The sequence below is a fragment of the Nonomuraea montanisoli genome, assembly GCF_013363975.1.
GTDB classification, from domain to species: Bacteria; Actinomycetota; Actinomycetes; order Streptosporangiales; family Streptosporangiaceae; genus Nonomuraea; species Nonomuraea montanisoli.
The window spans coordinates 702878-729366 of record NZ_JABWGN010000002.1 but is presented as its reverse complement, the minus strand read 5'-3'; the positions used below and the strand labels follow the sequence as shown (position 1 = coordinate 729366).

23 protein-coding genes are annotated in these 26489 nt (G+C 73.7%); 6 read left to right on the top strand and 17 right to left on the bottom strand.

The window, feature by feature from the left end:
- Window positions 1–78 precede the first annotated feature (78 nt).
- Window positions 79–492, top strand: coding sequence for a pyridoxamine 5'-phosphate oxidase family protein (locus HTZ77_RS06765; RefSeq protein WP_175588528.1), 414 nt, complete (start codon window positions 79–81; stop codon window positions 490–492).
- Window positions 493–562: 70 nt separating this feature from the next.
- On the opposite strand, the gene HTZ77_RS06760 is transcribed toward HTZ77_RS06765, so the two are convergent.
- The 4 genes from HTZ77_RS06760 to HTZ77_RS06745 all read right to left on the bottom strand — a co-directional run bounded on the left by HTZ77_RS06760 (window position 563) and on the right by HTZ77_RS06745 (window position 5842).
- Entirely contained in the window at window positions 563–2251 is a 1689-nt protein-coding gene (locus HTZ77_RS06760) for a sensor histidine kinase (protein ID WP_175588527.1), read from the bottom strand.
- 39 nt (window positions 2252–2290) lie between these two features.
- Window positions 2291–3277, bottom strand: a complete 987-nt coding sequence (locus tag HTZ77_RS06755; protein ID WP_175588526.1) for an Acg family FMN-binding oxidoreductase — start codon at window positions 3275–3277, stop codon at window positions 2291–2293.
- A gap of 118 nt (window positions 3278–3395) precedes the next feature.
- Window positions 3396–4379, bottom strand: a complete 984-nt coding sequence (cydB, locus tag HTZ77_RS06750; RefSeq protein WP_175588525.1) for a cytochrome d ubiquinol oxidase subunit II — start codon at window positions 4377–4379, stop codon at window positions 3396–3398.
- An 86-nt stretch (window positions 4380–4465) separates the two neighbouring features.
- Window positions 4466–5842, bottom strand: a complete 1377-nt coding sequence (locus tag HTZ77_RS06745; RefSeq protein WP_175588524.1) for a cytochrome ubiquinol oxidase subunit I — start codon at window positions 5840–5842, stop codon at window positions 4466–4468.
- A 167-nt stretch (window positions 5843–6009) separates the two neighbouring features.
- Between HTZ77_RS06745 and HTZ77_RS06740 the strand changes: the two genes are divergently transcribed.
- Together HTZ77_RS06740 and HTZ77_RS06735 are read left to right on the top strand one after the other, a co-directional pair.
- The gene (locus tag HTZ77_RS06740) at window positions 6010–7179 is read left to right on the top strand and encodes a nitroreductase family protein (protein WP_175588523.1); all 1170 of its coding nucleotides are present in this window, start codon (window positions 6010–6012) and stop codon (window positions 7177–7179) included.
- Window positions 7172–9859: a bifunctional acetate--CoA ligase family protein/GNAT family N-acetyltransferase gene (locus HTZ77_RS06735; protein ID WP_175588522.1), complete on the top strand. Its 2688-nt coding sequence runs from the start codon at window positions 7172–7174 to the stop codon at window positions 9857–9859. Before HTZ77_RS06740 ends, HTZ77_RS06735 begins: the two co-directional genes overlap by 8 nt.
- A gap of 28 nt (window positions 9860–9887) precedes the next feature.
- Here HTZ77_RS06735 and HTZ77_RS06730 read toward each other — a convergent pair whose 3' ends face one another.
- Window positions 9888–10475, bottom strand: a complete 588-nt coding sequence (locus HTZ77_RS06730; protein ID WP_175588521.1) for a dihydrofolate reductase family protein — start codon at window positions 10473–10475, stop codon at window positions 9888–9890.
- A gap of 168 nt (window positions 10476–10643) precedes the next feature.
- Entirely contained in the window at window positions 10644–11300 is a 657-nt protein-coding gene (locus HTZ77_RS06725; protein ID WP_175588520.1) for a CBS domain-containing protein, read from the bottom strand.
- Between the two features lie 154 nt (window positions 11301–11454).
- On the opposite strand from HTZ77_RS06725, the gene HTZ77_RS06720 reads away from it, so the two are divergent.
- Both HTZ77_RS06720 and HTZ77_RS06715 read left to right on the top strand, forming a co-directional pair.
- Window positions 11455–12261, top strand: coding sequence for an HAD family hydrolase (locus HTZ77_RS06720; protein WP_175588519.1), 807 nt, complete (start codon window positions 11455–11457; stop codon window positions 12259–12261).
- Complete coding sequence (locus HTZ77_RS06715; RefSeq protein WP_175588518.1) at window positions 12258–12908, top strand: pyridoxamine 5'-phosphate oxidase family protein; 651 nt, start codon at window positions 12258–12260, stop codon at window positions 12906–12908. Before HTZ77_RS06720 ends, HTZ77_RS06715 begins: the two co-directional genes overlap by 4 nt.
- A 102-nt stretch (window positions 12909–13010) precedes the next feature.
- On the opposite strand, the gene HTZ77_RS06710 is transcribed toward HTZ77_RS06715, so the two are convergent.
- Window positions 13011–13784 carry a DUF6544 family protein gene (locus HTZ77_RS06710; protein ID WP_175588517.1) on the bottom strand — a complete coding sequence of 258 codons (774 nt, stop codon included), beginning with the start codon at window positions 13782–13784 and terminating at the stop codon, window positions 13011–13013.
- A 58-nt stretch (window positions 13785–13842) separates the two neighbouring features.
- Complete coding sequence (locus tag HTZ77_RS06705; RefSeq protein ID WP_175588516.1) at window positions 13843–14712, bottom strand: universal stress protein; 870 nt, start codon at window positions 14710–14712, stop codon at window positions 13843–13845.
- Between the two features lie 204 nt (window positions 14713–14916).
- Here HTZ77_RS06705 and argG point away from each other — a divergent pair, with 204 nt between their 5' ends.
- The gene (argG, locus tag HTZ77_RS06700; RefSeq protein ID WP_175588515.1) at window positions 14917–16365 is read left to right on the top strand and encodes an argininosuccinate synthase; all 1449 of its coding nucleotides are present in this window, start codon (window positions 14917–14919) and stop codon (window positions 16363–16365) included.
- Between the two features lie 52 nt (window positions 16366–16417).
- On the opposite strand, the gene HTZ77_RS06695 is transcribed toward argG, so the two are convergent.
- The 9 genes from HTZ77_RS06695 to narJ all read right to left on the bottom strand — a co-directional run bounded on the left by HTZ77_RS06695 (window position 16418) and on the right by narJ (window position 26421).
- Window positions 16418–18364 carry a carbohydrate-binding protein gene (locus HTZ77_RS06695; protein ID WP_175588514.1) on the bottom strand — a complete coding sequence of 649 codons (1947 nt, stop codon included), beginning with the start codon at window positions 18362–18364 and terminating at the stop codon, window positions 16418–16420.
- 36 nt (window positions 18365–18400) lie between these two features.
- Window positions 18401–19396, bottom strand: coding sequence for a LacI family DNA-binding transcriptional regulator (locus HTZ77_RS06690; RefSeq protein WP_175588513.1), 996 nt, complete (start codon window positions 19394–19396; stop codon window positions 18401–18403).
- Window positions 19393–21126 (bottom strand): glycoside hydrolase family 36 protein, encoded by a 1734-nt coding sequence (locus HTZ77_RS06685; protein WP_205302114.1) that lies wholly within the window; start codon window positions 21124–21126, stop codon window positions 19393–19395. Before HTZ77_RS06685 ends, HTZ77_RS06690 begins: the two co-directional genes overlap by 4 nt.
- Window positions 21127–21128: 2 nt before the next feature.
- Window positions 21129–21941, bottom strand: a complete 813-nt coding sequence (locus HTZ77_RS06680; protein WP_175588511.1) for a carbohydrate ABC transporter permease — start codon at window positions 21939–21941, stop codon at window positions 21129–21131.
- A complete protein-coding gene (locus HTZ77_RS06675; RefSeq protein WP_175588510.1) occupies window positions 21938–22858 on the bottom strand; it encodes a carbohydrate ABC transporter permease in 921 nt (306 codons plus the stop codon). Before HTZ77_RS06675 ends, HTZ77_RS06680 begins: the two co-directional genes overlap by 4 nt.
- Window positions 22855–24198 (bottom strand): ABC transporter substrate-binding protein, encoded by a 1344-nt coding sequence (locus HTZ77_RS06670; protein WP_175588509.1) that lies wholly within the window; start codon window positions 24196–24198, stop codon window positions 22855–22857. Before HTZ77_RS06670 ends, HTZ77_RS06675 begins: the two co-directional genes overlap by 4 nt.
- Before the next feature lie 165 nt (window positions 24199–24363).
- Complete coding sequence (locus tag HTZ77_RS06665; RefSeq protein WP_175588508.1) at window positions 24364–24879, bottom strand: CBS domain-containing protein; 516 nt, start codon at window positions 24877–24879, stop codon at window positions 24364–24366.
- Complete coding sequence (locus tag HTZ77_RS06660) at window positions 24876–25745, bottom strand: universal stress protein (protein ID WP_175588507.1); 870 nt, start codon at window positions 25743–25745, stop codon at window positions 24876–24878. Before HTZ77_RS06660 ends, HTZ77_RS06665 begins: the two co-directional genes overlap by 4 nt.
- A gap of 28 nt (window positions 25746–25773) precedes the next feature.
- Window positions 25774–26421, bottom strand: a complete 648-nt coding sequence (gene narJ, locus HTZ77_RS06655) for a nitrate reductase molybdenum cofactor assembly chaperone (RefSeq protein ID WP_328808456.1) — start codon at window positions 26419–26421, stop codon at window positions 25774–25776.
- Window positions 26422–26489 lie beyond the last annotated feature (68 nt).

The following is a 26489-nucleotide window of genomic DNA, read 5'->3' as shown; positions in this document are numbered from 1 at the left end:
CGCGTTCGGCGCCGAACGGCGGCGACGACGGGACCTTCGGCCCTGAGCACGAACGGCCCGGCCGCCGATCCTGGAGACATGTACACCTTGGACTCGTCCGGACTGCGGGTGCTCACGCGCGAGGAGTGCCTGCGCCTGCTGTCCCGCGCGCCGATCGGGCGGATCGTGTTCACCGACCACGCCCTTCCCGCGGTGCAGCCGGTGACCTTCCGCCTCGACGGCGAGAGCGTGGTGATCCGCACCAGCACCGGCTCGAAGCTGGCCGCGGCCACCCGGCACGCCGTGGTGGCGTTCGAGGCCGACGAGTTCGACGTGGACCGGCGGACCGGCTGGTCCGTGACCGCCGTGGGCCGCGCCCGGGCCGTACGGGACCCGGACGAGATCGCGCGGCTGTCGGAGCTGTCGCCGGCCGCCTGGGCGCCGGGTGAGCGCAACCACTACATCGTGGTGGACATGGAGCAGGTGACGGGCCGGCAGATCACCCACGCCTGAAGCGCCGCCGGGCCGCGGGTCACAGCCGCTCGGCCGCTCGGCCGCTCGGCCGCAGCCGCTCGGCCGCGGGTCACACGGGGACGCTCCAGCACAGCCGGGTGCCCCCCTCGTCCGGAGAGCTGAGGTCGAAGTCGCCGCCGAGCGCGACGGCGCGCTCCTCCATGTTGCGCAGGCCGCTGCGCCGCCCGTCCCGGGTGAGCCCGACCCCGTTGTCGCGCACGGTGAGCGTGAGGTGGTCGCCCACGACCTCCACCGACACGTCGGCCCGCGACGCCTTGGCGTGCCGCACCACGTTGGACAGCGCCTCGCGCAGCACGGCCAGCAACTGCTCGGCGAGCTCCTCGGGCACGCGGTGGTCGAGCTGGCCCTCCATGCGCAGGCCGGGCATGAACCCGAGGTGGCCGCGCGCCGACTCCACCAGGTCCACCACGCGGGCGCGCAGGCTCGGCGCGGCCACGTCGGGCACGTTCTGCAGGGCGAAGATGGTGGAGCGGATCTGCCGGATCGTCTCGTCCAGCTCGTCGATGGCGTGCTGGAGCCTGGCGGACGCCTCGGGGCGCTCCACGAGGCGCACCGTGCTCATGAGCGTCATGGCGATGGCGAACAGCCGCTGGATGACCACGTCGTGCAGGTCCTTGGCGATGCGGTCGCGATCCTCCAGCAGCGTGAGGCGCTCGGCGTCGCGGCGCGCCTCGGCCAGCTCCAGCGCGATCGCCGCCTGGCCGCCGAACGCCTCCAGCATGCGCAGCTCCGAGCCGCTGAAGGGCAGCCGCCCGGACCGCTTGGCCAGGGCCAGCACGCCGCGTACGGTCTGCCCGGCGCCGAGCGGCATCAGCAGCTCGGGACCGTAGCCGAGCGCGCGCAGCGGCGACTCGGCGTCGAGCAGGTCGCCCGCGCTGAGCGCCCGGCCGCCGGTGAACACCTCGCCCGCGGCGGAGCCGGTCAGCTCGTACGCCAGGCCGGCCGCCTCGGGCGGCAGCTCGCCCTCGACCACCTCGGCCCGCAGCGCGCCGTCGTCCGGCCCCGGCAGGAGGACCTGGACCAGGTCGGCGTCCGTCATCTGGCGCGCCCGGGCCGCCATCAGGGCGAGCACCTCGCGCGGGTCGGCCCCGGACAGCAGGCGGGTGGTGACGTCGGAGGACGCCTCCAGCCAGGTCTCGCGCCGCCGCGTCTCCTCGTACAGGCGGGCGTTCTCGATGGCGACGCCGGCGGCGGTGGCCAGCGCGATGACGATGGCCTCGTCCTCCTCGTCGAACTCTCCCCCGCCGCGCTTCTCGGTCAGGTAGAGGTTGCCGAACACCTCGTCGCGGACGCGCACGGGCACGCCGAGGAACGTGCCCATCGGCGGGTGACCCGGCGGGAACCCGTACGACTCGGGATGGTCGGAGATGCGGCCCAGCCGCAGCGGCCTGGCGTCCTTGATGAGCAGCCCCAGCAGGCCGAGGCCGTGCGGCCAGTGCTCGATCCGGGCGATCTCCTCCTCCGTCAGCCCGACGGGGATGAACTGGAGCAGCGTGCTCTCCTGGCCGACCACGCCGAGGGCGCCGTAGCTGGCGTCGACCAGGTTGGTGGCCGTCTGGACGATGCGCCGCAGCACGGTCTCCAGATCGAGGTCGCTGCCGACCGAGACGACCGCCTCCAGCAGCGTGTGGACCCGGTCACGGGTGGCCAGGACCGCGTTGAGGCGGACCTGGAGCTCCGCCAGGAGCTCGTCCAGGCGCATGTTGGGCATCAACGGGCGGTGCTCCCCTTGCGTCATACGACCAGTTTCGCACCCCCGCCCACCGGGGTCCGCACGTCACTGGAGCATCTCGGCCAGGGATCGGCGGACACTTTCCTTGTCGTCGAACGTGATGCCCAGCCGCATGATCATCTGCGGGTACTCGTCGGAGCACAGCTCGTGGCGCAGGAACTCCCGCAGGTGGTACATCTCCAGCGCCTGCGTGTGGAAGGCGGCGCTGACGCCGTGGGCGCAGGCGTGCAGCAGCGTCCGCTGGAGCGCCTGACCGGCCGCGATCCACTGCTCGCGGGTGTCGCCGGTCGTGGTCAGCAGCGCCACCTCGCCCACGGACGCGGAGCGGCTGAGGTCGGCCTCGCTGCCCCACTCGTGCCGCCAGGCGTAGTCGCGCTGCGGGAAGTCGGGGTCCGTGGGCGGCGCGGTGCGCGGGTAGCCCTCGGCGGGCACGCCGTCGCGGCGGGAGCTGCCCGGCGGCCGGGCCCAGCGGATGACCTCCAGGGTGAGCACCCGGTCCTGGGACTGAGCGCCCTGCGCGGCCTGCGTGAGGGCGGCGAGCATCGTCACCGCGACCGGCGCGCGGACCGGCGTCAGCCTGGCCCCCTCGATCCTGGCCTCGCGGACCAGGCCGTCCATGAGCCGCTCGGGCACCGGCAGGTCGGTGAACCCGGCCCGGTGGGTGCGCCGCCGCTCGATCTGCCGGCCCATCGCGCGCACCCGGTCGTCGGGCTCGGCAGGCTCACCCAGCGTGATCGTGGCGACGAGCGAGGGGCGGTCCGGGTCCGGCAGCACCCGCACGACCGGTTCCACGCCCTCGCAGCGCAGCGCCGTACGGATCGTGAACAGGGCGGCGCCACAGCTGATGAGCAGCTCGCGGCCGGAGGGGTCGCCCAGGCGCAGCTTGCGGTCCACGTCCGCGCGCAGGCTGATCTCCTCGCCGGAGACGGCGAAGCTCCACGGCTGGGTGTTGTGCACGGACGGCGCCCAGCGCGCCGCTTCGAGCGCTCCCTGGATGACGCGTTCCCGGTGCTCTGCCGTACGGGTGATCATGGCGATACCTCCCAGAGGTGATGAGACCAGACCATCACGGGAGCGACGCCGCGGGCAGGGCCGAAGGTCCCGCGCGGAGGGGCCCTGTGCCTCCGCCGCCGGGACCTTCGCACGCAGGTCAGTGCAGGGCCGCGCGCGGCGGCTCGCCCGTGAGGCGGCGGCGGAACACCCAGTACGTCCACGCCTGGTAGGCGAGCACGACCGGCGTGCAGACGGCGGCGACCCAGGTCATCACCGTGAGCGTGTACGGCGAGGAGGCCGCGTTGGCCACGGTGAGGCTGTTGGCCGGGTCGAGGGCGGGCATGACGTCCGGCCACAGGCTCGTGAACAGCGTGGCGGTGAACGCCGCGATGCCGGCGGCGCTGGCGGCGAACGCCCAGCCGTCGCGGCCGGCCGCCGTGGCGGCCACGGTGCCGAGGAGGCCGGCGACGGCCACCGCGACCGCGACCCAGGACAGCGCACCGGAGCGGATGAGCACCAGGAACGCCGTCACCACGACCAGGGCCACCGGGGCCAGCACCCGGGCCGCCCGGATCGCGCGCCGGCGCAGGTCACTGACGGTGCGCAGGGCGAGGAACACCGCGCCGTGCAGCGTGAACAGCAGCAACGTGGCCGCGCCGCCGAGCAGCGCGACCGGGTTGAGCAGGGTCAGCAGCGTGCCGGTGTACTCGTGGCCGGCGTCGAGCGGGACCCCGCGCACGATGTTGGCGAAGGCCACGCCCCACAGCAGCGCCGGGACGAGCGAACCCCAGAAGAAGGCCCGGTCCCAGCCGCGCGTGCCGTCGCTCTTGCCGCGGTACTCGAGGGCCACGCCGCGGGCGATCAGCGCCAGCAGGATGAGGAACAGCGGCAGGTAGAAGCCGCTGAACAGGGTGGCGTACCACTCGGGGAAGGCGGCGAAGGTCGCGCCGCCCGCCACCAGCAGCCACACCTCGTTGCCGTCCCAGACGGGGCCGATCGTGCCCACGGCGGCGCGCCGGTCGGCCTCGCCGCGGGCCAGGAAGGGCAGCAGGACGCCGACGCCGAAGTCGAAGCCCTCCAGGACGAAGTAGCCGGTCCACAGGACGGCGATGAGGGCGAACCAGACGGTGGTGAGTTCCATGACGACGTGTCCTCACAAGCTCTTGCGCGGCGTTCGGGCGGGCGTGCGGCGGGCGTTCAGCAGGCCGGGGCGGGGGCGGCGGGCGTTCAGTAGGCCAGGGCGGGGGCGGCGGGCTCGGCGTCGGCCTCGGGCTCGTGCGGGCCGATGCGGATGAACTTCAGCAGCAGCCGCACCTCGATGGCCGCCAGCACGGCGTAGACGAGGGTGAACCCGGCGAGGGTGATGGCCACCGACGTGACGTCCGCGCCGGGCGAGACCGCCGCGGAGGTCCGCATGACGCCGAAGACGGTCCACGGCTGGCGTCCCATCTCGGTGAAGATCCAGCCGAGCGAGTTCGCCAGGAACGGCAGGCCGATGCCGGCGATGGCCGCGCGGTGGGCCCAGCGGCCCGCCGGGACCCGGCCGCGCCGGGTCAGCCAGAGCCCGGCCAGCGCGAGCAGCGCCGACAGCGCCCCGAACCCGATCATCAGCCGGAACGACCAGTAGGCCAGGCCGACCACCGGCCGGTAGTCGCCGGGGCCGTAGAGGGCCTGGTAGCGGGCCTGGATGTCGTTGATGCCCTCCACCCGGCCGTGCGGCGTGTCGGTGGACAGCAGGCTCAGGCCGTACGGGATCTGCAGGTTGACGTGGTTGCGGCCGTTCTCGACGTCGCCGACCGCGAACAGCGAGAAGCCGGCCGACGTCTCGTCCTCCCACAGCGCCTCGGCGGCGGCCATCTTCATCGGCTGCTGCCGGGTCATGATCTGCGCCTGCCAGTGCCCGGAGACGGCCACGCCGATCCCGGCCGCCAGGCTGACGACCAGCGCGAGGCGGGCCGAGCGGCGGAAGAGGTCCACGTCCCGGCCGCGCAGCAGGAACCACGCGCTGATGCCGAGGACGAACGCGCCCACGGTCAGGAACGCCCCGAACAGCACGTGGGGGAAGGTGACCAGCGTGGTGGAGTTGGTCAGCACCGCCCAGATGTCGGTCAGCTCCGCCCGGCCGTCGTGGATCCGGTAGCCCACGGGGTGCTGCATCCAGGAGTTCGCGGCCAGGATGAAGTAGGCGGACAGGGTGGTGCCGACTGCGGCCAGCCAGATCGTGGCCAGGTGGACCCGTTTCGGCAGCCTGTCCCAGCCGAAGATCCACAGCCCCAGGAACGTGGACTCCAGGAAGAAGGCGACCAGCCCCTCCATCGCGAGGGGCGCGCCGAACACGTCCCCCACGAACCTGGAGTAGGCGCTCCAGTTCATGCCGAACTGGAACTCCTGCACGATGCCGGTCACCACGCCCATCGCGAAGTTGATGAGGAACAGACGCCCCCAGAACCGCGTCAGCCGCAGGTACTCCTGCCTGCCGGTGCGGTGCCACGCCGTCTGCAGCCCGGCCACGACGGCCGACAGGCCGATCGTGAGCGGCACGAACAGGAAGTGGTAGACGGTCGTGATGCCGAACTGCCAGCGCGAGAGATCAAGGACATCCATGGCGGCAAGGTTCCGGCATCGGCCAGGCCGTCACGTAGGGTCACCCGGCCCCGGCCGACGGGACCTTGGTCCTCCCTGCCCGGTGGGACCTTCGGCGCGATCACGCGGGTCCTCCGGCTCTGCCGGGCGCCCCGGGCCCGCGGGAGGGTCGGGTCGGGAGGTACGCCATGTCCACTCCGACCGCTCCGACCGCGGCCACCCGGTCCGCCGCGCCCGCCGCGCACGCCGCGCACGCCGCCACGGTCACGGCCGGCCGAACCGCCGCGCCCGCCGCCACTCCGATGACCACGGAAGCCGGGGTCCGGCGGCTGCTCGCCGCGGCGGGCCAGGCGCCGTCGGTGCTCAACACCCAGCCGTGGCGCTTCGACGTCGTCCGCCACGCGTTCGTGGAGCTGCTCGCCGACCCCGACCGGCGGCTGCGGGTCAGCGACCCGCGCGGCCGCTCGCAGCACGTGAGCTGCGGCGCGGCCCTGTTCAACCTCCGGCTCGCCGTGCGCGCGGCCGGGTTCCGGCCGGTGGTGTGGCTGCTGCCCGGCGGTCAGGACGAGCCGCACCTGCTGGCCGCCGTCCGCGCCGCCGAGGCCCCCGGCGGCCGTCCCGGCGGGCGCGAGCTGTACGACCTGATCTGGCGGCGGCGCACCAACCGCGAGCCGTTCTCCGCCGAGCCGGTGCCGCCGGACGTGCTGGCCGCCCTGCGGATCGCCGCGTCGCGGGAGGGTGCCAACCTCGTGCTCCTCGACCGTCCCGGCGCCGAGGAGGTCCTCGACCAGGCCGCGACGGCCGACGACGAGCTGGCCCGCGACCGCGACTACCAGGCCGAGCTGGCCGCCTGGACGATGCCCGGTCCGCTCCGCGACGGGCGCGGCCCGTCCCCCTACGAGCCCCGCCGCGACGGGCGCGGTCCGTCGCCGTACGAGCCCCGCCGCGACGGGCTCCCGCCGTCCCTGTACGAGCCGCGCCACGACGGGCTCCCGCCGTACGTGCGCGGGCCGCGCCCGGCCGGGGAGCCGGCGCCGGTGCGCTCCTTCGGGCGGCGCGGCGGGCGCGCCCGGTTCGAACGGCACCCGCAGATCGCCGTGCTGACGACCCCCGGCGACCGCCCCGTGGACTGGCTGCGCGCCGGTCAGGCCCTGCAACGGATGCTCCTGGTGGCCGCCCTGCACGGCGTGTCGGCGTCGTTCCTCAACCAGCCTCTCGACCTGCGCGACATGCGCGGCCGTCGCGACCCGCGCCACAGGCGCGGCCACCCCCAGATGATCATCAGGCTCGGGTACGGCCCGTACGTGGCCCGCGCCCTGCGCCGCCCCGTCCGCGACCTGGAGATCTCCCATGTCTGACGCCCGCATCGGATCAGCGCGGGAGTCCGCCCGCGACGCCGGTCCCGACGCCGGGTACGACGTGCTCCTGCGGCAGGGCGGCATCGCGCACGTCCGCCCCCTGTGCCCCGGCGACCGGCGGGCCCTGCACGAGCTGGTGGACCGCTCGTCGGAACGCTCGGCCTACCTGCGCTTCTTCACCGGCGGCCGCAACACCGCCCACGCCTACATGGACCGTGTCACCGGCCCCGGGTACGAGGGGCGCGCCCTGGTGGCGACCGTGCGCGGCAGGCTGGTGGGCGTCGCCGAGTACATCCCGTACGGCGACGGCCGGGCGGACCTCGCCATCCTGCTCGACGACGCCGTCCACGGCCACGGGCTCGGCACGCTGCTGCTGGAGCACGTGGCGCTGGACGCGGCGGCGCACGGCGTGCGGGAGCTGGTCGCCGACGTGCTGGCCGAGAACCGGGCCATGATCGATGTGCTGTCCGCCCTCGGGCTCGACACGACCCGCCACGCCGGCTCGGGCACCCTGCGCGTCGCCCTGTCCTGCCGGCCCACGGCCCTCCTGCGGGCCGGCGTCGAGGCGCGCGACCACGTCGCCGAGCGCGCGTCGCTGGCCCACGTGCTCGCGCCCCGGTCCGTGGCCGTCATCGGCGCCGGCCGCGACCCCGGCGGCGTGGGGCACCGGGTGCTGCGCAACCTGGTCGACGGCTGCTTCGCCGGGCCGCTCCACCCGGTCAACCCGAAGGCGGACCGGATCGCCGGCCTGGCCTGTCACCCGGACATGGGCGCCGTGCCCGGCCCCGTGGACCTCGCCGTGGTCGCCGTGCCGCCGGAGCGCGTGCTCGACGTCGCCCGGGACTGCGCCGAGGCCGGCGTGGCGGGGCTGGTGGTGGTGACGTCGGGGTTCGCCGAGGCCGGGCGGGCCGGGGCCGAGGCCGAGCTGCTGCGGATCTGCCGGACCGCGGGGATGCGGCTGATCGGCCCCAACTGCCTCGGCGTGGTCAACACCGGCGCCCGCCTCAACGCGAGCTTCCTGCCGATCACCCCTTCCCGGGGCCGCGTGGCGCTGATGTCGCAGTCGGGCGCCGTGGGCGCGGCGCTGCTGGAGCGGCTGGAGGTGTCGTCGTTCGTCTCGGTGGGCAACAAGGCCGACGTCAGCGGCAACGACCTGCTGGAGTACTGGGAGGACGACCCGGACACGGACGTCGTCGCGCTCTACCTGGAGTCGTTCGGCAACCCGCGCCGGTTCGCCCGCATCGCCCGCCGCGTGTCGGCCGCCAAGCCCGTCCTGCTCGTCAAGAGCGGCCGGACCGGCGCGGGGAGCCGGGCGGTCCGCTCCCACACCGCCGCCAAGGCCACCCCGGACGTGGCCGTGGACGCGCTCGTCCGCGCCGCGGGCGCGATCCGGCTGGACAGCGTCCACGAGCTGATCGGCACCGCCCGGCTGCTGTCCTCCCAGCCCCTTCCCCGGGGTCGCCGCGTCGCCATCGTGGGGAACTCGGGCGGTCCCCAGGCGATGGCCGCCGACGCCTGCGAGCGGCACGGCCTCGTCGTGCCCGAGCTGCCCGCCGGGCTGGTGCGGGCCCGCGGGGCGGCGGCCGTGGGCAACCCCGTCGACCTGACGGCCGAGGCGCTCGCCGCCGAGATCGGCGCGGCGGTCGAGGCCGTGGCGGGATCGCCCGACGTGGACGCGGTCATCGTCGTCTACACGCCGCCGTTCGGGTCCGGGCCGGAGGAGACCCGCCGCGCCATCGCCAGGGCCGCCGAGAGGATCGCCGGCGGCGACGACGGCGGCGCGCACGGAGCGGGCAAGCCCGTGCTCGCGTGCGTCGGCCACGACGGGCTCATCGAGGGCCGCGTCCCCGGCTACGCCTTTCCCGAGCAGGCCGTCGAGGCGCTCGCGCACGCCGTACGGTACGCGGAGTGGCGGGCGCGTCCCGCCGAGGCGCCCGAGGAGCCGCCGCCCGCCGGGAGTGAGCGGGCGCGCGCCCTCGTCCGGGCCGAGCTGGCCGCAAGTCCCGGCGGGCGCTGGCTGTCCCCCGCGGCCGCCATGAGCCTGCTCGGCTGCTACGGGCTCGATCTCGTCCCGTCGGTGGACGCGGACGGGCCGGACGCCGCGGCCGCGGCCGCCGTGTCGCTCGGCCTGCCGGTGGTGCTCAAGGCCGCCGGTCCCGTCCACAAGAGCGACGTCGGCGGGGTCCGGCTCGGGCTGCGCGCGCCGGAGGAGGTCCGGGAGGCGTACGAGGAGATGGCGGCCCGGATCGGGCCCGGGATGACCGGCGCGACCGTGCAGCCCATGCTGCCGCCCGGCGTGGAGATCATCGTGGGCGGGGTCAACTATCCCGTGTTCGGGCCGCTGGTCATGGTGGGGATGGGCGGCGTCACCGCGGAGCTGGTCGCCGACCAGGCGTTCCGGGTGCCGCCGGTCACCACCGCCGCGGCCACGGAGATGATCGGCGAGCTGCGGTGCGCGCCGCTGCTGCACGGCTACCGGGGCGCGCGACCCGCCGACGTGGCGGCCCTGGCGCGGCAGGTCGTCCGCGTGGGGCGGCTGCTGGAGGAGCTGCCGGAGGTGGCCGAGCTGGACCTCAACCCGGTGATCGTCTCCCCGGACGGCGCGGTGACGGTGGACGCCCGGATCCGGGTCGCGCCCTGCGACCCCCAGCCGTCGCCCCTGCTGCGCCGCCTGCGCTGAGGTGTCCGGGGCCGAGCCGCCACCCGCCTCACAGACTCCCGCGACCCTCGTCGCCGTCGCCTGCGGGGACGTAGCGGAGCAGCACCGTGCGCCCGTCGAAGGTGCGCGTCTCCACCAGGCGCAGAGCGCGCCGCTCCCGCGTGGCGAGCAACGGCCGCCCGCCGCCGAGCACGACCGGGTGGACCACGACGTGGTACTCGTCGATCAGGCCGAGCCGCGCCAGCTCGCCCCCCAGCGCCGAACCGCCGAGGAGCAGCATGTCCTTGCCGGGCTGACGCTTCAGCTCGGTGACCTCCTCGGCCAGGTCGCCGCCGGCGATCCGGGTGTTCCAGTCGGCCTTGTCGAGGGTGGTGGAGAAGACGACCTTCGGCGTGGACCGCCAGATCGGGGCGAACTTCAGGTCGTGCTCGTCGTCGGAGTACGCCTCGGCGTTCGGCCAGTAGCCCGACATGACCTCCCACACGCCGCGCCCGTACAGGAAGGTGTCCACCCGGGCGGTCAGCTCGTCGGAGTGGGCGAACATCTCCGGGCCGACGGCGGGCCAGTCGAACTCCCCGTCGGGGCCGTCGATGTGGCCGTCGAGAGAGGTGTGGACGTAGTAGATGATCTTCCGCATGACGCCGGCTCCTTGATGTCGGTTCGGTGACCGCCCGGTGTGCCACCGGGCCGTCGTTCACCGGTTGGTCGGAGCCGCTCGCGGGTTCTCGACATCCCCCCGCGACTTTTCCCCGAGATTTTTTCCTGCCGCGTTCTGCCTGCTCAGAGGCTCGGAGGCGCGGACGGCTCAGAGGAGCGGCGGGACGACGAGGAGGTCCTCCTCCTCGTGGTCGAGCCGGGAGACGACGTCCACCACGCCCTCGATGCCGCGGATGGTCCGCTCCAGCGCGATGGCCTGCGACCTGCGCCGGCACCTGCCCCTGATGGTCACGACGCCCTGGTCGATCTCGATCGCGTACGCCGCGAGGTCCGGGATCCGGGCCTGGATGTCGGCGAGCAGGTCGGCGGCCGGGCGGGTGAAGACGCGCAGCACGTCCCGCTGGTGCAGGGTGCCGGCGATGCGCCCGCTGACGGGATCGATCACGGGGAGCTGCTTGACGCGCCGGTCGCGCATCAGCCGCGCCGCCTCACGCAGCGGCGTGTCCGGGGTGACGGTGATCGCCGGGGAGGTCATGAGCTGGGCCGCCGTGACGCCGGCCGCCTTGTGGTGCTCCTCGTGCCGCCGGTGGGACTCGAACATGGAGACGCTGTGCCCGACGGGGTCGCTCTCCTTCAGCAGGAGGTCGTCCTCGGACACCACGCCCACGGGCCGCCGCTCGGCGTCGATGACGGTGACGGCGCCGACGGCGAACCGCCTCATCGCGCCGATGATCTCGCTGAACGACGCGTCCTCCAGGACGGCGATGGCCACGCGGCCCATCACGTCCTTCACTTCCAGTGCCATGGTGTCCACCTCTCTCCTTGCTTCCTCCTCCCAGGCTCCTCTCCCCGCCCCGGCGCCGGGCAGCGGCGAACGTCCCGCGTGCGGAGGCCCAAGGTCCTCTGCGGCCGGCGCGGCGCATGTCTCAAATGCCGGGATCGCGGGTACCGTCCTGGGCATGGCCGCCATCGACCTCGCGACCGTTCACGCGGTCGTGTTCGACACCGACGGCGTGGTCACCGACACGGCGCGGGTCCACGCGGCCGCGTGGAAGCACGTCTTCGACGCCTTCCTGCGCGGACGTTCGGCGCCCTTCGACGTCCGCGACGACTACCTGCGCCACGTCGACGGGCGCCCGCGCCTCGACGGGGTGCGCACGTTCCTCGCCTCGCGCGGCATCACGCTGCCCGAGGGAAGCCCGGACGACGGTCCGGACGCCGCCACCGTCCACGGGCTGGGGCTGGCCAAGGACGCGTTGTTCGTGGCCGAGATCGGGCGGCACGGCGTGGCGGCCTTCCCCTCGACCGTCGCCCTGCTCCACGAGCTGCGGCGGCGCGGCTGCCGCACTGCGGTGGTGTCGGCGAGCCGGCACTGCCGGGCCATGGTGGGCTCGGCCGGGCTGACCCACCTGTTCGACGTGACGGTGGACGGCGTGGACTCCGCCCGGCTCGGGCTGGCGGGCAAGCCGGACCCGGCGCTGTTCCTGGAGGCGGCCCGCCGGCTCGGGACGCCCGCCGGGCGGACGGCCGTCGTCGAGGACGCGCTGCCGGGTGTGGAGGCCGGGCGGCGCGGCGGGTTCGCCCTGGTGGTGGGCGTCGACCGGTCGGGCGAGCGCGGGGCGGCGCTGCGGGCGGCGGGCGCGGGCATCGTCGTGGAGGACCTCGCGGAGCTGTCGGTGACGGGCCGCGTCCCGTACGCCGGCGCCGGGGACGGCGAGACGCGCCAGACCACGGTGGGCTCGGGCGAGCAAGGGGGCCGGTCATGACCGGCGACCTCGGCCGCCGCATCGCCTACCACCGCGAGCGCCGGGGGCTGACGCGCGAGGAGCTCGCCGAGCGCGCCGCCATGGCGCCCGGGTACATCCAGTACGTCGAGGAGCACCCCGACACGATCGCCACCGGCGCGCTGACCCGGCTGGCCGGGGCGCTCGGGATCTCCCCCGGCGAGCTGCTGGGCGGCGCCGCCGACCGGCCACCCGGCCCGGGCGTCGCCCGGTTGACGCCCGTGCTGGAGAAGCTGGACCGCGACGAGTGCCTGCGCCTGATCGCGCCGGGCGGCATCGGCCGGGTCGCCTTCGCCGGGCCGGACGGCCCGACCGTGCTGCCGGTGAACTACAAGCTGCACGAGGGCGCGCTCGTCTTCCGCACGGCTCAGGGCGGCCAGATGGACCGGACGCTGCGCACGGGCCTGGAGGGCGTGGAGGTCAAGATCGGGTTCGAGGTGGACCAGATCGACGAGGCGCGGCGCGAAGGGTGGAGCGTGCTGGTCCAGGGCCCTGCCCACCTGGTGGAGCAGGAGGAGCTGGACGCGGTCATGGGGGCCGGGGTCTCGCCCTGGGCGGGCGGCACGCGCGAGCTGTACATCCGGATCCTCCCGCACCAGATCACCGGCCGCCGCATCCGCGGCCTCTGACAGCGTCAGGTCACCGGCCGCCGCATCCGCGGCCTCTGACAGCGTCAGGTCACCGGCGTCCGCGGCCTCTGACCGGACGAGGTCGGCGGGCGGAACGGCGGGTCAGCGGAAGACGGCCCGCTCGATCGAGAAGCGGATGAACTCGCCCTCGGCCCATCGGGCGGCGCCCGGCCACCAGCCGCCCCGCGCCTCCGCCGCGATCGTGTACCCGCCGAACGTCGCCTCCCGCAGCACCTCCACGCCGAACGGCTCGTGCCGGTAAGGCCCGCCGTCCGGTGCGCCCCAGCGGGACAGGGTCACGGCCTCCAGCGCACCGCTCGGCGCGACCGTGAGCGTCACTTCGTGCTCCTCACCGGCGACGGGCACCCGGACGATCGCCCGGCGCTCGTCCGCCTGCTTCCACGTGAGCCGGGGGTCGAGCGCGGCCGCGGGCGCCAGCACCAGCTCGCTCGCCAGCCGCCCCGCGGCGCTGCGCGTGATGTCGGGCCCGGCTCCGGACATCACCGGGACGGCGTCGAACAGCCGCCAGCGCATCTCCCCCGCCCCGTCGCGGTACCGGTCGAAGCCGCGCACGGTGAGCGGCCCGAAGAGGGCGCCCGCCGACCAGACGTAGCCCTCCAGGGGCAGCAGCACCTGGGCGGCACGGAAGGGATGCCAGCCGTTCAGCCGGATGAGGCCGTGGCTGTCCAGCACGACCCCGCGGCGCAGCGGCGTGCCGGGCGCGATGGCGTGCAGCACCCACCGCCGCGCGGGCTCGGGCAGCATCCCGGCCGTCTCGGGCTCGAACGCCGGCGGGTCCGGCGTGGGGGCCTGGAGCAGGTCCCAGTCGCGGCGGGCCACGTCGGTCAGGCAGGGCGGGGCGACGACGACGGTCATGATGTCCTCCGGACGGCGCGGACGACGACGCTCCCGCGGGCGGGGCGTACGACGGTGGTCATGATCTCCTCCAGGGGGCGCGGACGACGGCGACCGGGCAGTGCGCCCGGTGGATCACGCCGTGGCAGGTCGAGCCGAGCACGGAGGCGGCGAAGCCACCCAGACCACGCGAGCCCAGGACGACCAGGGCGGCCGTCCGGGAGGCCGCCGCCAGGACCGGCACGGGATGCCCGGACATGACCGACTCCACCACCTCGATGTCGGGATACTTGTCCCGCCACAGCGGCAGCCTCCGCCCGACCTCGGCCGCCTCGTCGGCCAGCGCACCGGCCACCAGCGGCCCGTACCCGGCGGCCTGCGGCGCGAGGACCACGGTGTGCCGGGCGTAGACGACGCGCAGCCGCGTGCCGCGGGCGGCGGCCTGCTCCATGGCGTACTCCAGGGCGGCCTCGGCGTCGGCGGAGCCGTCGAACCCGGCGACCACCTCGCCGCCGCCTCCGGCGCCCCGCTCGGGGGCGCGCACGACGACGACCGGGCCGTGCGCGTGACCGGCCAGGGCCAGCCCGACCGAGCCGAGCACGAGCCCGGCGAACCCGCCGAGCCCCCGGCTGCCCACCACGACGGTGTCGGCCGTCTCGGACTCGGTGCGCAGGCGCTCGACGACCGCGCCGACGAGGTGCGCCGTGGTCACCTCCAGGCGGGGAGCACGGCGCCGCGCCCGTTCCTCGGCGCCGGCGAGCAGCAGCTCGCTCCGCTCGGTCAGCGACACGCCGCCGCCCGCGTCGTCCGGGTGCTCGCTCCTCCAGGGCTCGCGCACGTGCACGATCCGCAGGGGCAGTGCCCGGCGCGTGGCGTCCTGCACCGCCCAGCCGAGCGCCGCGTACGCGGCGTCAGATCCATCGATCCCCACAACTACGGGATTCGTCATGACCGCCCCCTCCGGTTGCGGAAGTACACGAATTCAGGACACACCTCCGTAAGCCGGGCGCACAGAGAACGAGGTCCCGTCTGCGGAGGGACCATCGTCCCGCCGCGACACGAGGGGGTCGGCGGACGCCCGTCCGGGCCCGGTCGGGTTCTTTTACCCGCCCCGCTTTGCATGATCATGCGTAGCAATGCATAATCTTTTCTCATGTCCAAGGTTCTCACCTCCCTGCCCGCCGGCGAGCGGGTCGGCATCGCCTTCTCCGGCGGTCTCGACACCTCGGTGGCCGTCGCCTGGATGCGCGACAAGGGCGCAGTCCCGTGCACCTACACCGCCGACATCGGCCAGTACGACGAGCCCGACATCGCCTCGGTGCCCGCCCGTGCCCTGGCGTACGGTGCCGAGGTCGCGCGCCTGGTCGACTGCCGCGCGGCGCTGGTCGAGGAGGGCCTGGCCGCGCTGACCTGCGGCGCGTTCCACATCCGCTCGGCCGGGCGGGCGTACTTCAACACCACGCCGCTCGGCCGCGCCGTCACGGGAACCCTGCTGGTGCGGGCCATGCTCGAGGACGACGTGCAGATCTGGGGTGACGGCTCGACGTTCAAGGGCAACGACATCGAGCGGTTCTACCGGTACGGCCTGCTGGCCAACCCGCACCTGCGCATCTACAAGCCCTGGCTCGACGCGGACTTCGTCTCCGAGCTCGGCGGGCGCAAGGAGATGTCGGAGTGGCTGCTGGCCCACGGGCTGCCCTACCGCGACAGCACGGAGAAGGCCTACTCCACGGACGCCAACATCTGGGGCGCCACCCACGAGGCCAAGACCTTGGAGCACCTCGACACCAGCATCGAGACCGTGGACCCGATCATGGGCGTGCGGTTCTGGGACCCCACGGTCGAGATCCCGGCCGAGGACGTGACCATCGGCTTCGACCAGGGCCGCCCGGTCACGATCAACGGCAAGGAGTTCGCCAGCCCGGTCGACCTGGTGATGGAGGCCAACGCCATCGGCGGGCGGCACGGCATGGGCATGTCCGACCAGATCGAGAACCGGGTGATCGAGGCCAAGAGCCGCGGCATCTACGAGGCCCCGGGCATGGCCCTGCTGCACGCGGCGTACGAGCGGCTGGTCAACGCGATCCACAACGAGGACACCATCGCCACCTACCACAACGAGGGGCGGCGGCTCGGCCGGCTGATGTACGAGGGCCGCTGGCTCGACCCGCAGTCGCTGATGCTGCGCGAGTCGCTGCAGCGCTGGGTCGGCACGGCCGTCATCGGCGAGGTGACGCTGCGGCTGCGGCGCGGCGAGGACTACTCGATCCTCGACACCTCCGGCCCGAACTTCAGCTACCACCCGGACAAGCTGTCGATGGAGCGCACCGAGGACTCCGCGTTCGGTCCGGTGGACCGGATCGGCCAGCTCACCATGCGCAACCTCGACATCGCCGACTCGCGCGCCAAGCTGGAGCAGTACGCCAGCCTGGGCATGGTCGGCACCCACCACCACGCGCTCATCGGCGCCGCCCAGGCCGCCTCGACCGGGCTGATCGGCGCGATGCCGCAGGGCGGCGCCGAGGCCATCGCCTCGCGCGGCGAGGTCTCCGAGGAGGAGGAGATGCTCGACCGCGCCGCCATGGAGCTGGGCAACGACTGACCGGCCCCGCCCCGCGTGCTCCCGCATCCCGGCGGGAGCACGCGGGGTTGGGTCAGCCGGTCACGCGAGCGGTGGCCGTCCGGCCGCCCGGCACCGGCACCACGGCGACCGTGTACCTCACGCCGTCGATCGTCCTGGGCAGTCCCGCGACGGTGTGGCCGTTGACGGTGAGCCACCGGTGCTCGCCCGGGAAGCGCGCCTCCCAGAGGTACGGGCGGTCCGAGCCGTTGGTGAAGGTCGTGGACGTCCGGCCGTCGTGCCGCACCGTCACGGTGCCGTCGCCCACCGGCACGTCGGCCACCTCCAGCCACCCGATGTCGGAGGGCAGCCGCGACTGGGTGGCGACCGTGTGGCGCGGCGCGTCGGGCTGGATCCCCATCAGGCCCTCGACCGTCTGGCTCACCAGCGTGAACGCCACCTCCGGGTAGTCGCCGTTCAGCCCTTGGCGGCCGCTGACGTGGGCGGCCTCGCGCTGCTCGTAGACGTAGCGCATCCACTTCCAGGCGGTGTCGTTGCGGTTGTGGCGGAAGAACGTGTCGGGAAGGTAGGTGACGGCCTCGAGGTTGGCGGGCCGCCCGGCCCCGCTGGCCTGGGCGTCGATGAAGTCGAGGTACGCCTCGTTGCGCGGCCCGGCGTCGATGATGCCCTTCATCGGCATGAACCAGCTGTTCTCCTTGCCGAACCCGGTCAGGGGCGTCCCGTCGACCGTGTAGGCGCGGACCATCTCGCCGGATCCCGGCTTCACGCTCCAGGTCCGGTTGAAGTAGCTCTTGAGCGCCCTGGCCCGCTCGGCCGCGTGCCGCGCGGTCGTGGGGTCGTGCTTGTCCCGCGCGAGCTCGGCCAGGGCCCGGTAGGCCTGGTACTGGGCGGCGATCGCGTCGCCCGCCTCGGCCAACGGCTCGTCGCCGGTCTCGTTGTAGCTGGCCGACCCGGCGAAGATGCCCTTGCCCGTGCCCTCGGCCACCTTGACGGGGCCGTTGGGCAGCAGGCCGTCGTGCAGGTCGACGAACTCCCCGGTGGCGTGCCGGTAGTAGTCCCACAGCGCCGCGTCGTCGACGTAGGCCCGGTCGCCCGTCCACCTGAACGCCTGGTTGGCCTTCTCCACCAGCTCGAACGTGGCCGGGACCTCCCGGACGAAGGAGTCCGGCGACCGGTAGTCGATGTCCAGGTAGGTCTTGGCGTCGAAGTTCAGCGCCCACACCGGGTAGAACTTGTGCTCCTCGGTGGCCGAGGCGGCGAAGGACCGGAGCATCGTCTTGTTCTCGCGGTCCAGTCCCAGGATGTGCGCGCCGGCCACCTGATGGGCGAAGTCGCGTGAGTAGTAGCCGGTGCGGTGGGCGTATCCGGCCCAGTAGGTGGTGGTGTAGGTGCCCTCGCCGGTGCCGCCGGGCTTGCGCTCGTCCACGTTGAGCGGGCCCGGCGCGCCGTCCTGGTGCACCCAGCTACGGGCCTTGTCCCTGGACCACGCGAACAGCTCGGCGATCTCGGCGTTGGAGGAGGTGACGCGCGGACCGCCGGCCGATCCGGGCGAGACCATGACGTCGTCGGCGTTGACCCAGCCGGAGCCGGAGCCGAAGACGATCTCCAGCTTGTCGCCGGCGGCGAGCTCCACGTCGGAGACGGTGTACCGGGCGTAGGTGGAGCGGGAGGGCAGGGTGACGGTGCCCGCGTCGGCGCCGTTGCGCCGCACGGCGAACGTGCCGCCGGTCCCGCCCGTGGAGATCCAGGCCGAGATCGAGTAGCGGCCCGCCGCCGGCGCGGTGACGGCCTGGCTGACGCTCATCCCGGGACCGGCGTCCAGGTAGACGAGCCTGGATCCGCCATGGGGGCGGTTGGTGGCGACGCCGGTGCCCTGGGTGAAGGTCCAGCCGTCGGCGCCCTTCTCGAAGCCGGGGTTGACGACGATCAGCGGGCCGCCCTCGGCTGCCCGCGCCGGGGTGAGGGCGGCGGCGGCCAGCAGGGACGAGCCGATGAGGACGGAGCAGAGCTTGCGCTTCATGGGGATACTCCCGGAATCTGATGACCTGTCGGGCGGTCAGGCCCTGCGGGGCGGCGCGGTGGACCCGCGCACGACCAGCTCGGGGCTGAAGAGCAGTTCCCCCCGTGGCACGTCGCGGTTGCTCACCAGCGCGACGATGCTGCGTGCGACCTCCTTGGCCAGCCGGTCGATCGGCTGGCGCACGGTGGTCAGCGGCGGGTCGACGAACTCCATGATCGTCGACCCGTCGTGCCCCACGACCGAGACGTCGCCGGGCACCGAGAGCCCCTCTCTGAGCACCGCCCGGTACGCGCCCAGCGCCATGAAGTCGCTGGCCGCCACGATGGCGGTCACCCCCCGCTTGAGCAGCTCCGAGGTGGCCGACTGGCCCCCTTCGATCGTGTAGTGCTGCCTGACCACGGGCGCGTCGGAGTCGGCCGCGCCGCGGCGCGTCATCGCCGTACGGAACCCCTCGACGCGCCGGTCGGCCGGCCGGTTCCCCGAGGGGCCCGACGCCAGGCCGATCCTGCGGTGCCCCAGAGTCCACAGGTGGTCGACCGCCAGCTCCGCCGACATGGGGTCGTCGGTGGACAGGACCGGCGCGTCGTGCCCCTCGAAGCCGCCGTTGACGCCGACGAACGGGATGCGCCGCGCGGCCAGCACGTCATAGGTCTCGGGATCGGCTCCCTCGATGGTGTTGCTGGCCGACAGGAACACCACTCCCGCCACGCCGTGCTCGGCCAGCGCGTTGACGAACTCGCGCTCCTGTATGCCGCCGGGCAGCGCCGGGCAGACCACCCCCTTGAGCCCGTGGGGCGCGAGCGCAGCCTCGATGAGCTCGGCCACGTCGGTGAAGAAGGGGTTGGACAGCCAGGGCGTGATGACCGCGACGATCTGGCCGCGGGTGGAGCGCTCGTAGCCGAGCTCGGCCATCGCGCGCTCGACGGCCTCACGGGTCTTGGCCGACACCCCGGCCCGCCGGTTGATCACCCGGCTGACGGTCGCCTCGCTGACCCCGGCCCTCTCCGCCACCTCGACAATGCCGATCTTCATGGTGCCACCTCCAGATCGGCCAGGCCGGAGGGCGGAACGTCCAGCACGCACAGGCCTGGCCCCAGCCGCCGGTCCGACGGCTCGATCCTAGAGCCGTCGGCGTCGAAGATCCGCGCGGCGCGGAGCGTCCGTCCCTCGACGTCCAGCACCAGCCGTCCCGACGAGGTGCCGTTGACGACGGTGATCTCGGAGTGCCGCCCGGCGTCGACCGGGACCACGTGGTCCGCGGTCACGCTGGTCACGCAGCGCTCACCGAGCGCGGCGCGCACGACGGGGTAGAGCTCGTCGGGGCGGCCCGGTTCGACGTCGCCGTCCAGCAGCACCGGCCGCAGCTCGCGCCACCGCTCCAGCCAGAACGCCAGCATCCGGCGGTGCTCGCCGCTCAGCGCGCCCAGCCGCGCCGAGATCTGCGGCACGGAGTGGAACGCGCCGATGAGCTGGCGGGCGGCGCCGCGCGCCGGCGCCGCCGGGTCCCACATGAGCATGTCGGCGTGCACGGCGCCGCCCACGGCCAGCAGCCCGAGGTCGATGGTCCGCACCCGGTTGGCGACCGCGTCGGCCGGGCAGTCGTTGGCGCGCAGCATCGCGCCGAAGGGCGTCATGCCCGGCCCCGTGTACGGCTGCCGCAGCTCGATCAGCGCGCCGGGCCGGACGGCCTCGACCGCCGTCACCAGCTCGGTCAGCAGCACGCGCATGGCCGTGCCCACGTCGGCGATGTCACCGGGAGAGGGCGTGCCCGCGTAGGCCATCACCGTCTCCAGGAAGTCGATCTTCAAGCCGTCGAGCCCGTAGTCGCGGACGAGCCGCACGCACGTGTCCACGACGTGCCGGCGCACCTGCGGCACCCGCGGGTCGAGGGCACGCGCGCCGGGCACGACGTCCGGCGCCGGGGCGTGGGCCGACAGCTCCGGGAAGCACTCCGCCCGCGGTCCGATCAGGAGCGGGGCGACCCAGGCGAGGTAGGCCAGCCCCATGCCGCGCACCCGGGCGACGTGCGCGGCGAAGTCGGGGAACTTCGCGGTGTCCGGACGCCAGTCGCCGACGCCGTGGTACCCGCGTCCCGTGCCGAGCTCCTGCCAGCCGTCGTCCAGGATGAGCGCCCCGCACCCGAGCTCCGCCGCGAGCGACGCCTCGGCCTCCACGGCCTCCGCCTCCACCGCCTGGCTGAAGCCGTACCAGGTCGAGTAGACCGGCACGCGCGCCCCCTCGGGCGCCGGGGCGGGCCGGCCGAACGCGCCGCGCACCTTCCGCATCGCGGCGGCGACGCTTGCCGAGGCGGGGGCGAAGACCAGCCGGTACGGCGAGCCCGCCGCGGTGACGCGCAGGTGCACCACGAAGGTCTTGTTCTCCTCCGAGACGCCGTAGCGCACCATGGTCTCGGGCACCGGGTCCAGCGCGGCGAAGGCCAGCATGGACGTGCCGCGGCTGTCGTACAGGCAGCCGGCCACGGCGCCGCTCACCAGCGAGACGTTCGCCAGGCCCGCCCAGTCGGCGACGATGGTGCGCGTCCATCCGGCGTCGGGGTGCCAGAAGCCGACCGCGTCGCCGAGCGGGACCGAGAGGCGGATCTCCAGCTCCCCCGTGGAATGGATCTCCACCAGCTCGGTGCCGTCGGGCCGTGTGGTCCGCTCCCAGCGGGCTGCGGTCCCCGGGGCGCCGGTCAGGACGGCCAGCCGTACGTCGTCGAGCAACGGCTCGGTGGGCGCGGGCACCAGCCCGGCGGTCGTCACGCTCACTCTTTAACAGCTCCCGCGAGTAGTCCGGAGACGAAGTGTCGTTGCAGAAGGAGGAACAGGAGGGCCATCGGGATCGCGGCGACGGCGGTGCCGGCCAGGATGGCGCCGTAGTCCGTCTCGTTCGCCCCCTGGAGGGAGGCGATGGCCAGCGGGATCGTGTAGGCGTCACGCGTGCGCAGCGCGATGAGCGGCCAGACGAAGTCGTTCCACTGGTAGAGGAAGAGGTAGATCGCGAGCGCGGCGAGTGCCGGCCGCATCGGCGGCACCACCACGCGCCAGAACAGCCGCAGCTCGCCGCAGCCGTCCACCCGCCCGGCCGACAGCAGCTCGTCGGGGAGGGCGGACATGGACTGCCGCATCAGGAAGATCCCGAACGGCAGCGCGAGGTTCGGCAGCACGATCGCCTGGTAGGTGTTGAGCCATTCGAGCGCCAGCATCATCTTGAACAGCGGCACCAGCGTCACCTGGCTGGGGACGATGAGGCCCAGCATCAGCAGCCCGAACAGCGGTTCCCTGCCGCGGAAGTCGAACTTCGCGAAGCCGTAGCCGGCCATCGTGCACACCAGCCCGGCGAGCACGGTGTAGAGGGTGGCGATCAGCGTGGAGTTGAGCACCACCCGGCTGAAGCCGACGGTGGACTCCAGGGTGGCGAGGTTGTCCAGCAGGTGCGCGCCCGGCAGCAGCGGCGGCGGGGTTCCGAACACCTCGGCCGAGCGGTGCGTGCTCCCGACCACGAGCCAGTAGAACGGCACGAGCACCACGGCGACCAGGACCAGCAGCGAGGAGGTCAGCATCACCCGGCGCGTCATGGCCTGTCTCCGAGGAACTTGAACTGGACGAGGCCGAGGATTCCGATGATGACGGTCAGGGCGTAGGCGATGGCCGAGGCGTAGCCGAAGTCGAAGAACTTGAAGCCGTTGGCGTACAGGTACAGGCCCAGGGTCATGGTGCTGTTGTCCGGACCGCCGTGGGTCATGACGTAGGGCTCGTCGAAGAGCTGGAGCGTGCCGATCGTCGACATGACGAGCGTGAGCAGCACGACGGGCCGCAGTCCGGGCAGCGTGACGTGCCGGAAGCGCTGCCAGGCCCCCGCGCCGTCCACGGCCGCGGCGTCGTAGTGGTCCTGGGGCAGGGCCTGCAGCCTCGCCAGGTAGATCACCGCGTTGTAGCCGGTGTAGTGCCAGGTCAGGGCGAGCCCGACGGCGACCCTGGCCCACAGGCCGTGGGTGAGCCACGGCACAGGGCCGATGCCGGCCAGGCCGAGCACCCAGTTGACCAGGCCGGACTGCGGGTTGAGCAGGATCGCGAAGAGCAGGCCGTAGGCCACCAGCCCGGTGACCATGGGCATGAAGAACCCGAGCCGGATGAAGCCCTTGAACCGCAGCAGCGGGGAGTCGAGCGCCACCGCCAGGCCGATCGCCAGCGCGAGCATGAGCGGCACCTGGACGACCAGGATGATCCCGGTGTTGCCCAGTGCCGACCAGAACAGCGGGTCGGCCACCAGGCGCCGATAGTTCGCCGCCCCGGCGAAGGTCTGCAGCCCGCCGTCGGTCTTGAAGAGGCTGAGCCAGAACGCCCACGCGATCGGATACAGCTTGAAGGCGGCGAACAGGAGCAGTGCCGGCGCCGTGAACAGGTACGGCGCGAGCCTGGCGCCCCGCCACCGGCGGCGGGAGGGGGCACGGTGCACCGGCGGGGCGCCGGCCCGTTCCGCGAGCGCGGTCATCGCACCACCTTGCGGCCCGTCTGCTGGGCGAGCAGGTCGGCCGCCTCCTTGAGCACGGCGGCCGGGTCGGCCCCCTTGAGCAGCACCTTGCTCTGGGCGTCGGTGACCACCTTGAGCGCCCGGGGGTAGTCGGCGGAGTAGTTGGTCACGTAGGACGGCTTCCTGAGCGCCTCCAGGAAGATCTCGCCCTTCTTCTGGCCGCCGAAGAACGCGGACGGCTCGTGGAAGACCGGGTCGTCGTAGGCCGACATCAGGGCGGGGGCGATGCCCTTGCCCTTGTAGATGGCCACCTGGCTCTCCGGCCGGGTCAGCACGTACTCGGCGAAGGCGAAGGCGGCCTCCTTGACCTTGCTGGTGCCGGCCACCGCCAGGTGGGTGGAGTTGACGGTGGCGGCCACCTTGCCGCCCTGCGTGACGGCGGGCGGCAGCCGGACCTGCCACTTGCCCTTCTGGTCAGGGGCGGTCTCCTCGATGATGCCGCCGAACCAGGTGGGCATGGACTGCACCGCGACCGACCCGCTCTTGATCGAGGACATCATCGTGTTCCAGCCGCCGGCCATGTCGGCGACCAGTCCGGCGTCGTTGAGCCGCTTGATGATCGTCAGCGCGGTGACCGCCTGCGGGGTGTCCAGCGTGATGTTGCCCTGCATGTCGAAGTAGAAGCTGTCCTGGAGTTGGAGCAGCATCTGGAAGAGGTTGGCCGAGTCGGCCTGCGAGGCGGGCTTGTCGATGCCGAGGAGCTGGACGCCGGTCTTCTTCTTGAGCGTGACGCCCGCCTCGATGACCTCGTCCCAGGTGCCCAGCGCCGCCACGTCCACGCCGGCCTTCTCGAACAGGTCGGCCCGGTAGTAGAAGCCCGCCGAGTTGGCCTCCCAGGGCAGGGCGTAGACCTTGCCGCCCCGGCTCACGGTCTCCCACATGCCGGGGGCGAACGCGCCGCGGTGGCGGTCGGCGCCGAGCGGCCGCAGGTCGGCCAGCCCGCCGGGGAACTTCTCGATGTAGGCGGGCAGGTAGTCGACGCCGATGTGCAGCACGTCGCCGAGCCCCAGGCCCCCCGCGGCCATACCCGTGGTGATCTTGTCCCAGATGGCCGGGTTGCCGATGTCCTGGACGTCGACCCTGACACCGGGGAACGCCTTCTGGAAGCCGGGCACGAGCTTCTTCATCATCGAGGCGGGCCCCTGCCAGCTCCAGACCGTGATGTCGCCGGTCGCCGCCGTGCCCGTGGGACCGGCGGCCGGCGCGGCGGCCGGGTCTCCCCCTCCACACGCGGACAGCGCCGCGCCGCCGGCGGCGAGGGCACCGAGCTGGAGGAAGCGGCGACGTGGAAGGTGGGCCATGGTCAGCTCCTGGGGGCACAGAGATCGGCCTGATGCCCCCAGACGCTAAGTGGCTTCGCGCTGACTTGCAAGCTTTCGACGAAAGTTTTCAGTGAACTGCCGTCGCAACGTTGACAGTGAAGACCGGAGCGCGCTGAGATGGTGGAAGTCCCGCCCCACCGGTGGTCACGGCCGGGGCGGCACGACCGGCTGGAGGTGGAACATCCCGGTGATCACCTCGCCCGGCCGGTCCTTGCTCGTGCCCGGCCGCTCCTCGGCGCAGGCGCGGCCCGCGACGGCGTTGAGCACGTCCCTGGCCGTGATGAGGCCGACCAGGCCGCGCTCGGAGACCACCGGCACCGCGTCGGCCCCGGCGTCCGCCATGACGCACGCGACCCGGCGCAGCGTGTCGCGCGGGCCGACGCGGGGCCGCGGCTCGCGTCCCAGCATCGTCCCGACCCGGCGGCCGGACTGCTCGTACGGGCCGCCGGACCAGGAGGCGGCCAGCCGCTCGCGCGACAGGACGCCGAGCACGTGCCGCCCGTCCACGACCGGCAGGTGGTGGACGCCGGCGCGGCGCATCAGCTCCCAGGCCATCAGGGGCGACTCGTCGGGCGTGACGGCGACGAGCACGCGGCTCATCACCTGCTCCGCTCGCAGCGACCGGACGTCGGGGCCGGCACCGTCCGAGGACGTGGTCATGTCCGCTCCTTCCCGGGACGCTCCCTGTGGGCACGGTCCTGCCGGGGGCGTACGACCGCGACCGGGCACGCCACGTGGTGCAGCACGCCGTGGCTGACCGACCCGAGCACGGCCGAGGCGAACCCGCCCAGCCCGCGCGAGCCGATGACCACGAGGTCGGCGGTGAGCGCCGCCTTCATCAGCGCCGACACCGGGTGCTCGCACACCTGGTCGTCGACGATCCGCACGTCGGGGTTCTTCTCCCGCCAGGGCACGACCCGGTCGGCGGCCATCTTGACCTCCTGCTGGAAGGCGTCCTCCAGGAGGGGGGCGTATCCGGCGGCGTACGGGGAGAAGACCGGGAGCTGCCAGGCGTAGACCACGTGCAGCTGCGCGTCGCGGGCGCGCGCCTGCTCGACGGCGTACTCCATGGCGGCCTGCGAGTGCTCCGAACCGTCGTAGCCCACCACGATCTGGCCGTGCTGGACCACCGCGGTGCCGCGCACGACCACCACGGGACAGGCCGCGTGGCCGGCGACGGCCATGCTGACGGAGCCGAGCACCATCCCGGCGAACCCGCCGAGGCCCCTGCTGCCCAGCACCATGCTCTCGGCCAGGACCGACTCGCCGACCAGCGCGTCGATCACGCCGCCGCTCAGCATGCCGGTGCTCACGTCGGCGTCCGGCGCGAGGGAGCGGGCCCGCTCGGCGGCCGCCTCCAGCACGCCGGAGCAGTACTCCGTGCTGCCCACCGCCGTCGCCCACTGCTCGCACACGTGCACGAGGCGCAGTGCCAGTCCGCGCCGCCGTGCGTCCGCGGCGGCCCATTCCACCGCCGCCGTCGCCGGCGCGGACCCGTCCACGCCGACCACGATCCGTCCGCCCATCACCCATCGCCTCCACGTCCCAGGACTGTCACTCCCAGCCTGGTCGCGGGGCCGCCGGGACGCCCGGGGACGAAGTCCCGGATGCGTGGGCCGTTGGTCCCACACCGACCTGCTCCTCGGGCGGCCCCTCCCGAGCCGGCCGGCGGGCGGCGGCGGGCTCGCGCGCGCCCGGCGGCGGCAGCGTGGCCAGCACGGCGGCGACGACGTCGGCGTACGGCGAGCGCTCCTCACGCAGCGCCCGGTGCAGCGTCTCCACGCCGGCCCGGTGCTCGCGCAGCAGCCGGGCCGCCTGGGCGACGCCGCCCCGCGCGGACAGCTCGCACACCACGGCCAGGTGGTCGGGCAGCTCGCCGCCGGTCGGCTCGAACCCGGCCTCGCGGAAGGCGTGCTTGAAGCGCAGCAGCGCCATGCCGCGCTTCCGCGCGTCGCCGTAGGTGGAGTACGTCAGGTACGGGGAGCAGCGGCACTTGAGGTCGAACGTCGCCACGTAGTGCTCGGCCAGCCGCGGCAGCGGGGTCGTGGCCAGGTGCTTGAGGAAGGCGCGCAGGCGGGAGGCCGCCTCGCCGGCCGGCAGCCGGTCCACCGTCATGGTCAGCAGGGGCAGCGCCTCGACCAGCCGCTCGTCCGGGTGGCCGAGCAGCACCGACGCGGTCATGTGGATGGCGCGATCGCTCACGAGTCCTCCTTGAGCAGGTTCACACGGACGATGCGGCCGGCCCGGCCGGCCGGGCCGACCAGGGCGGT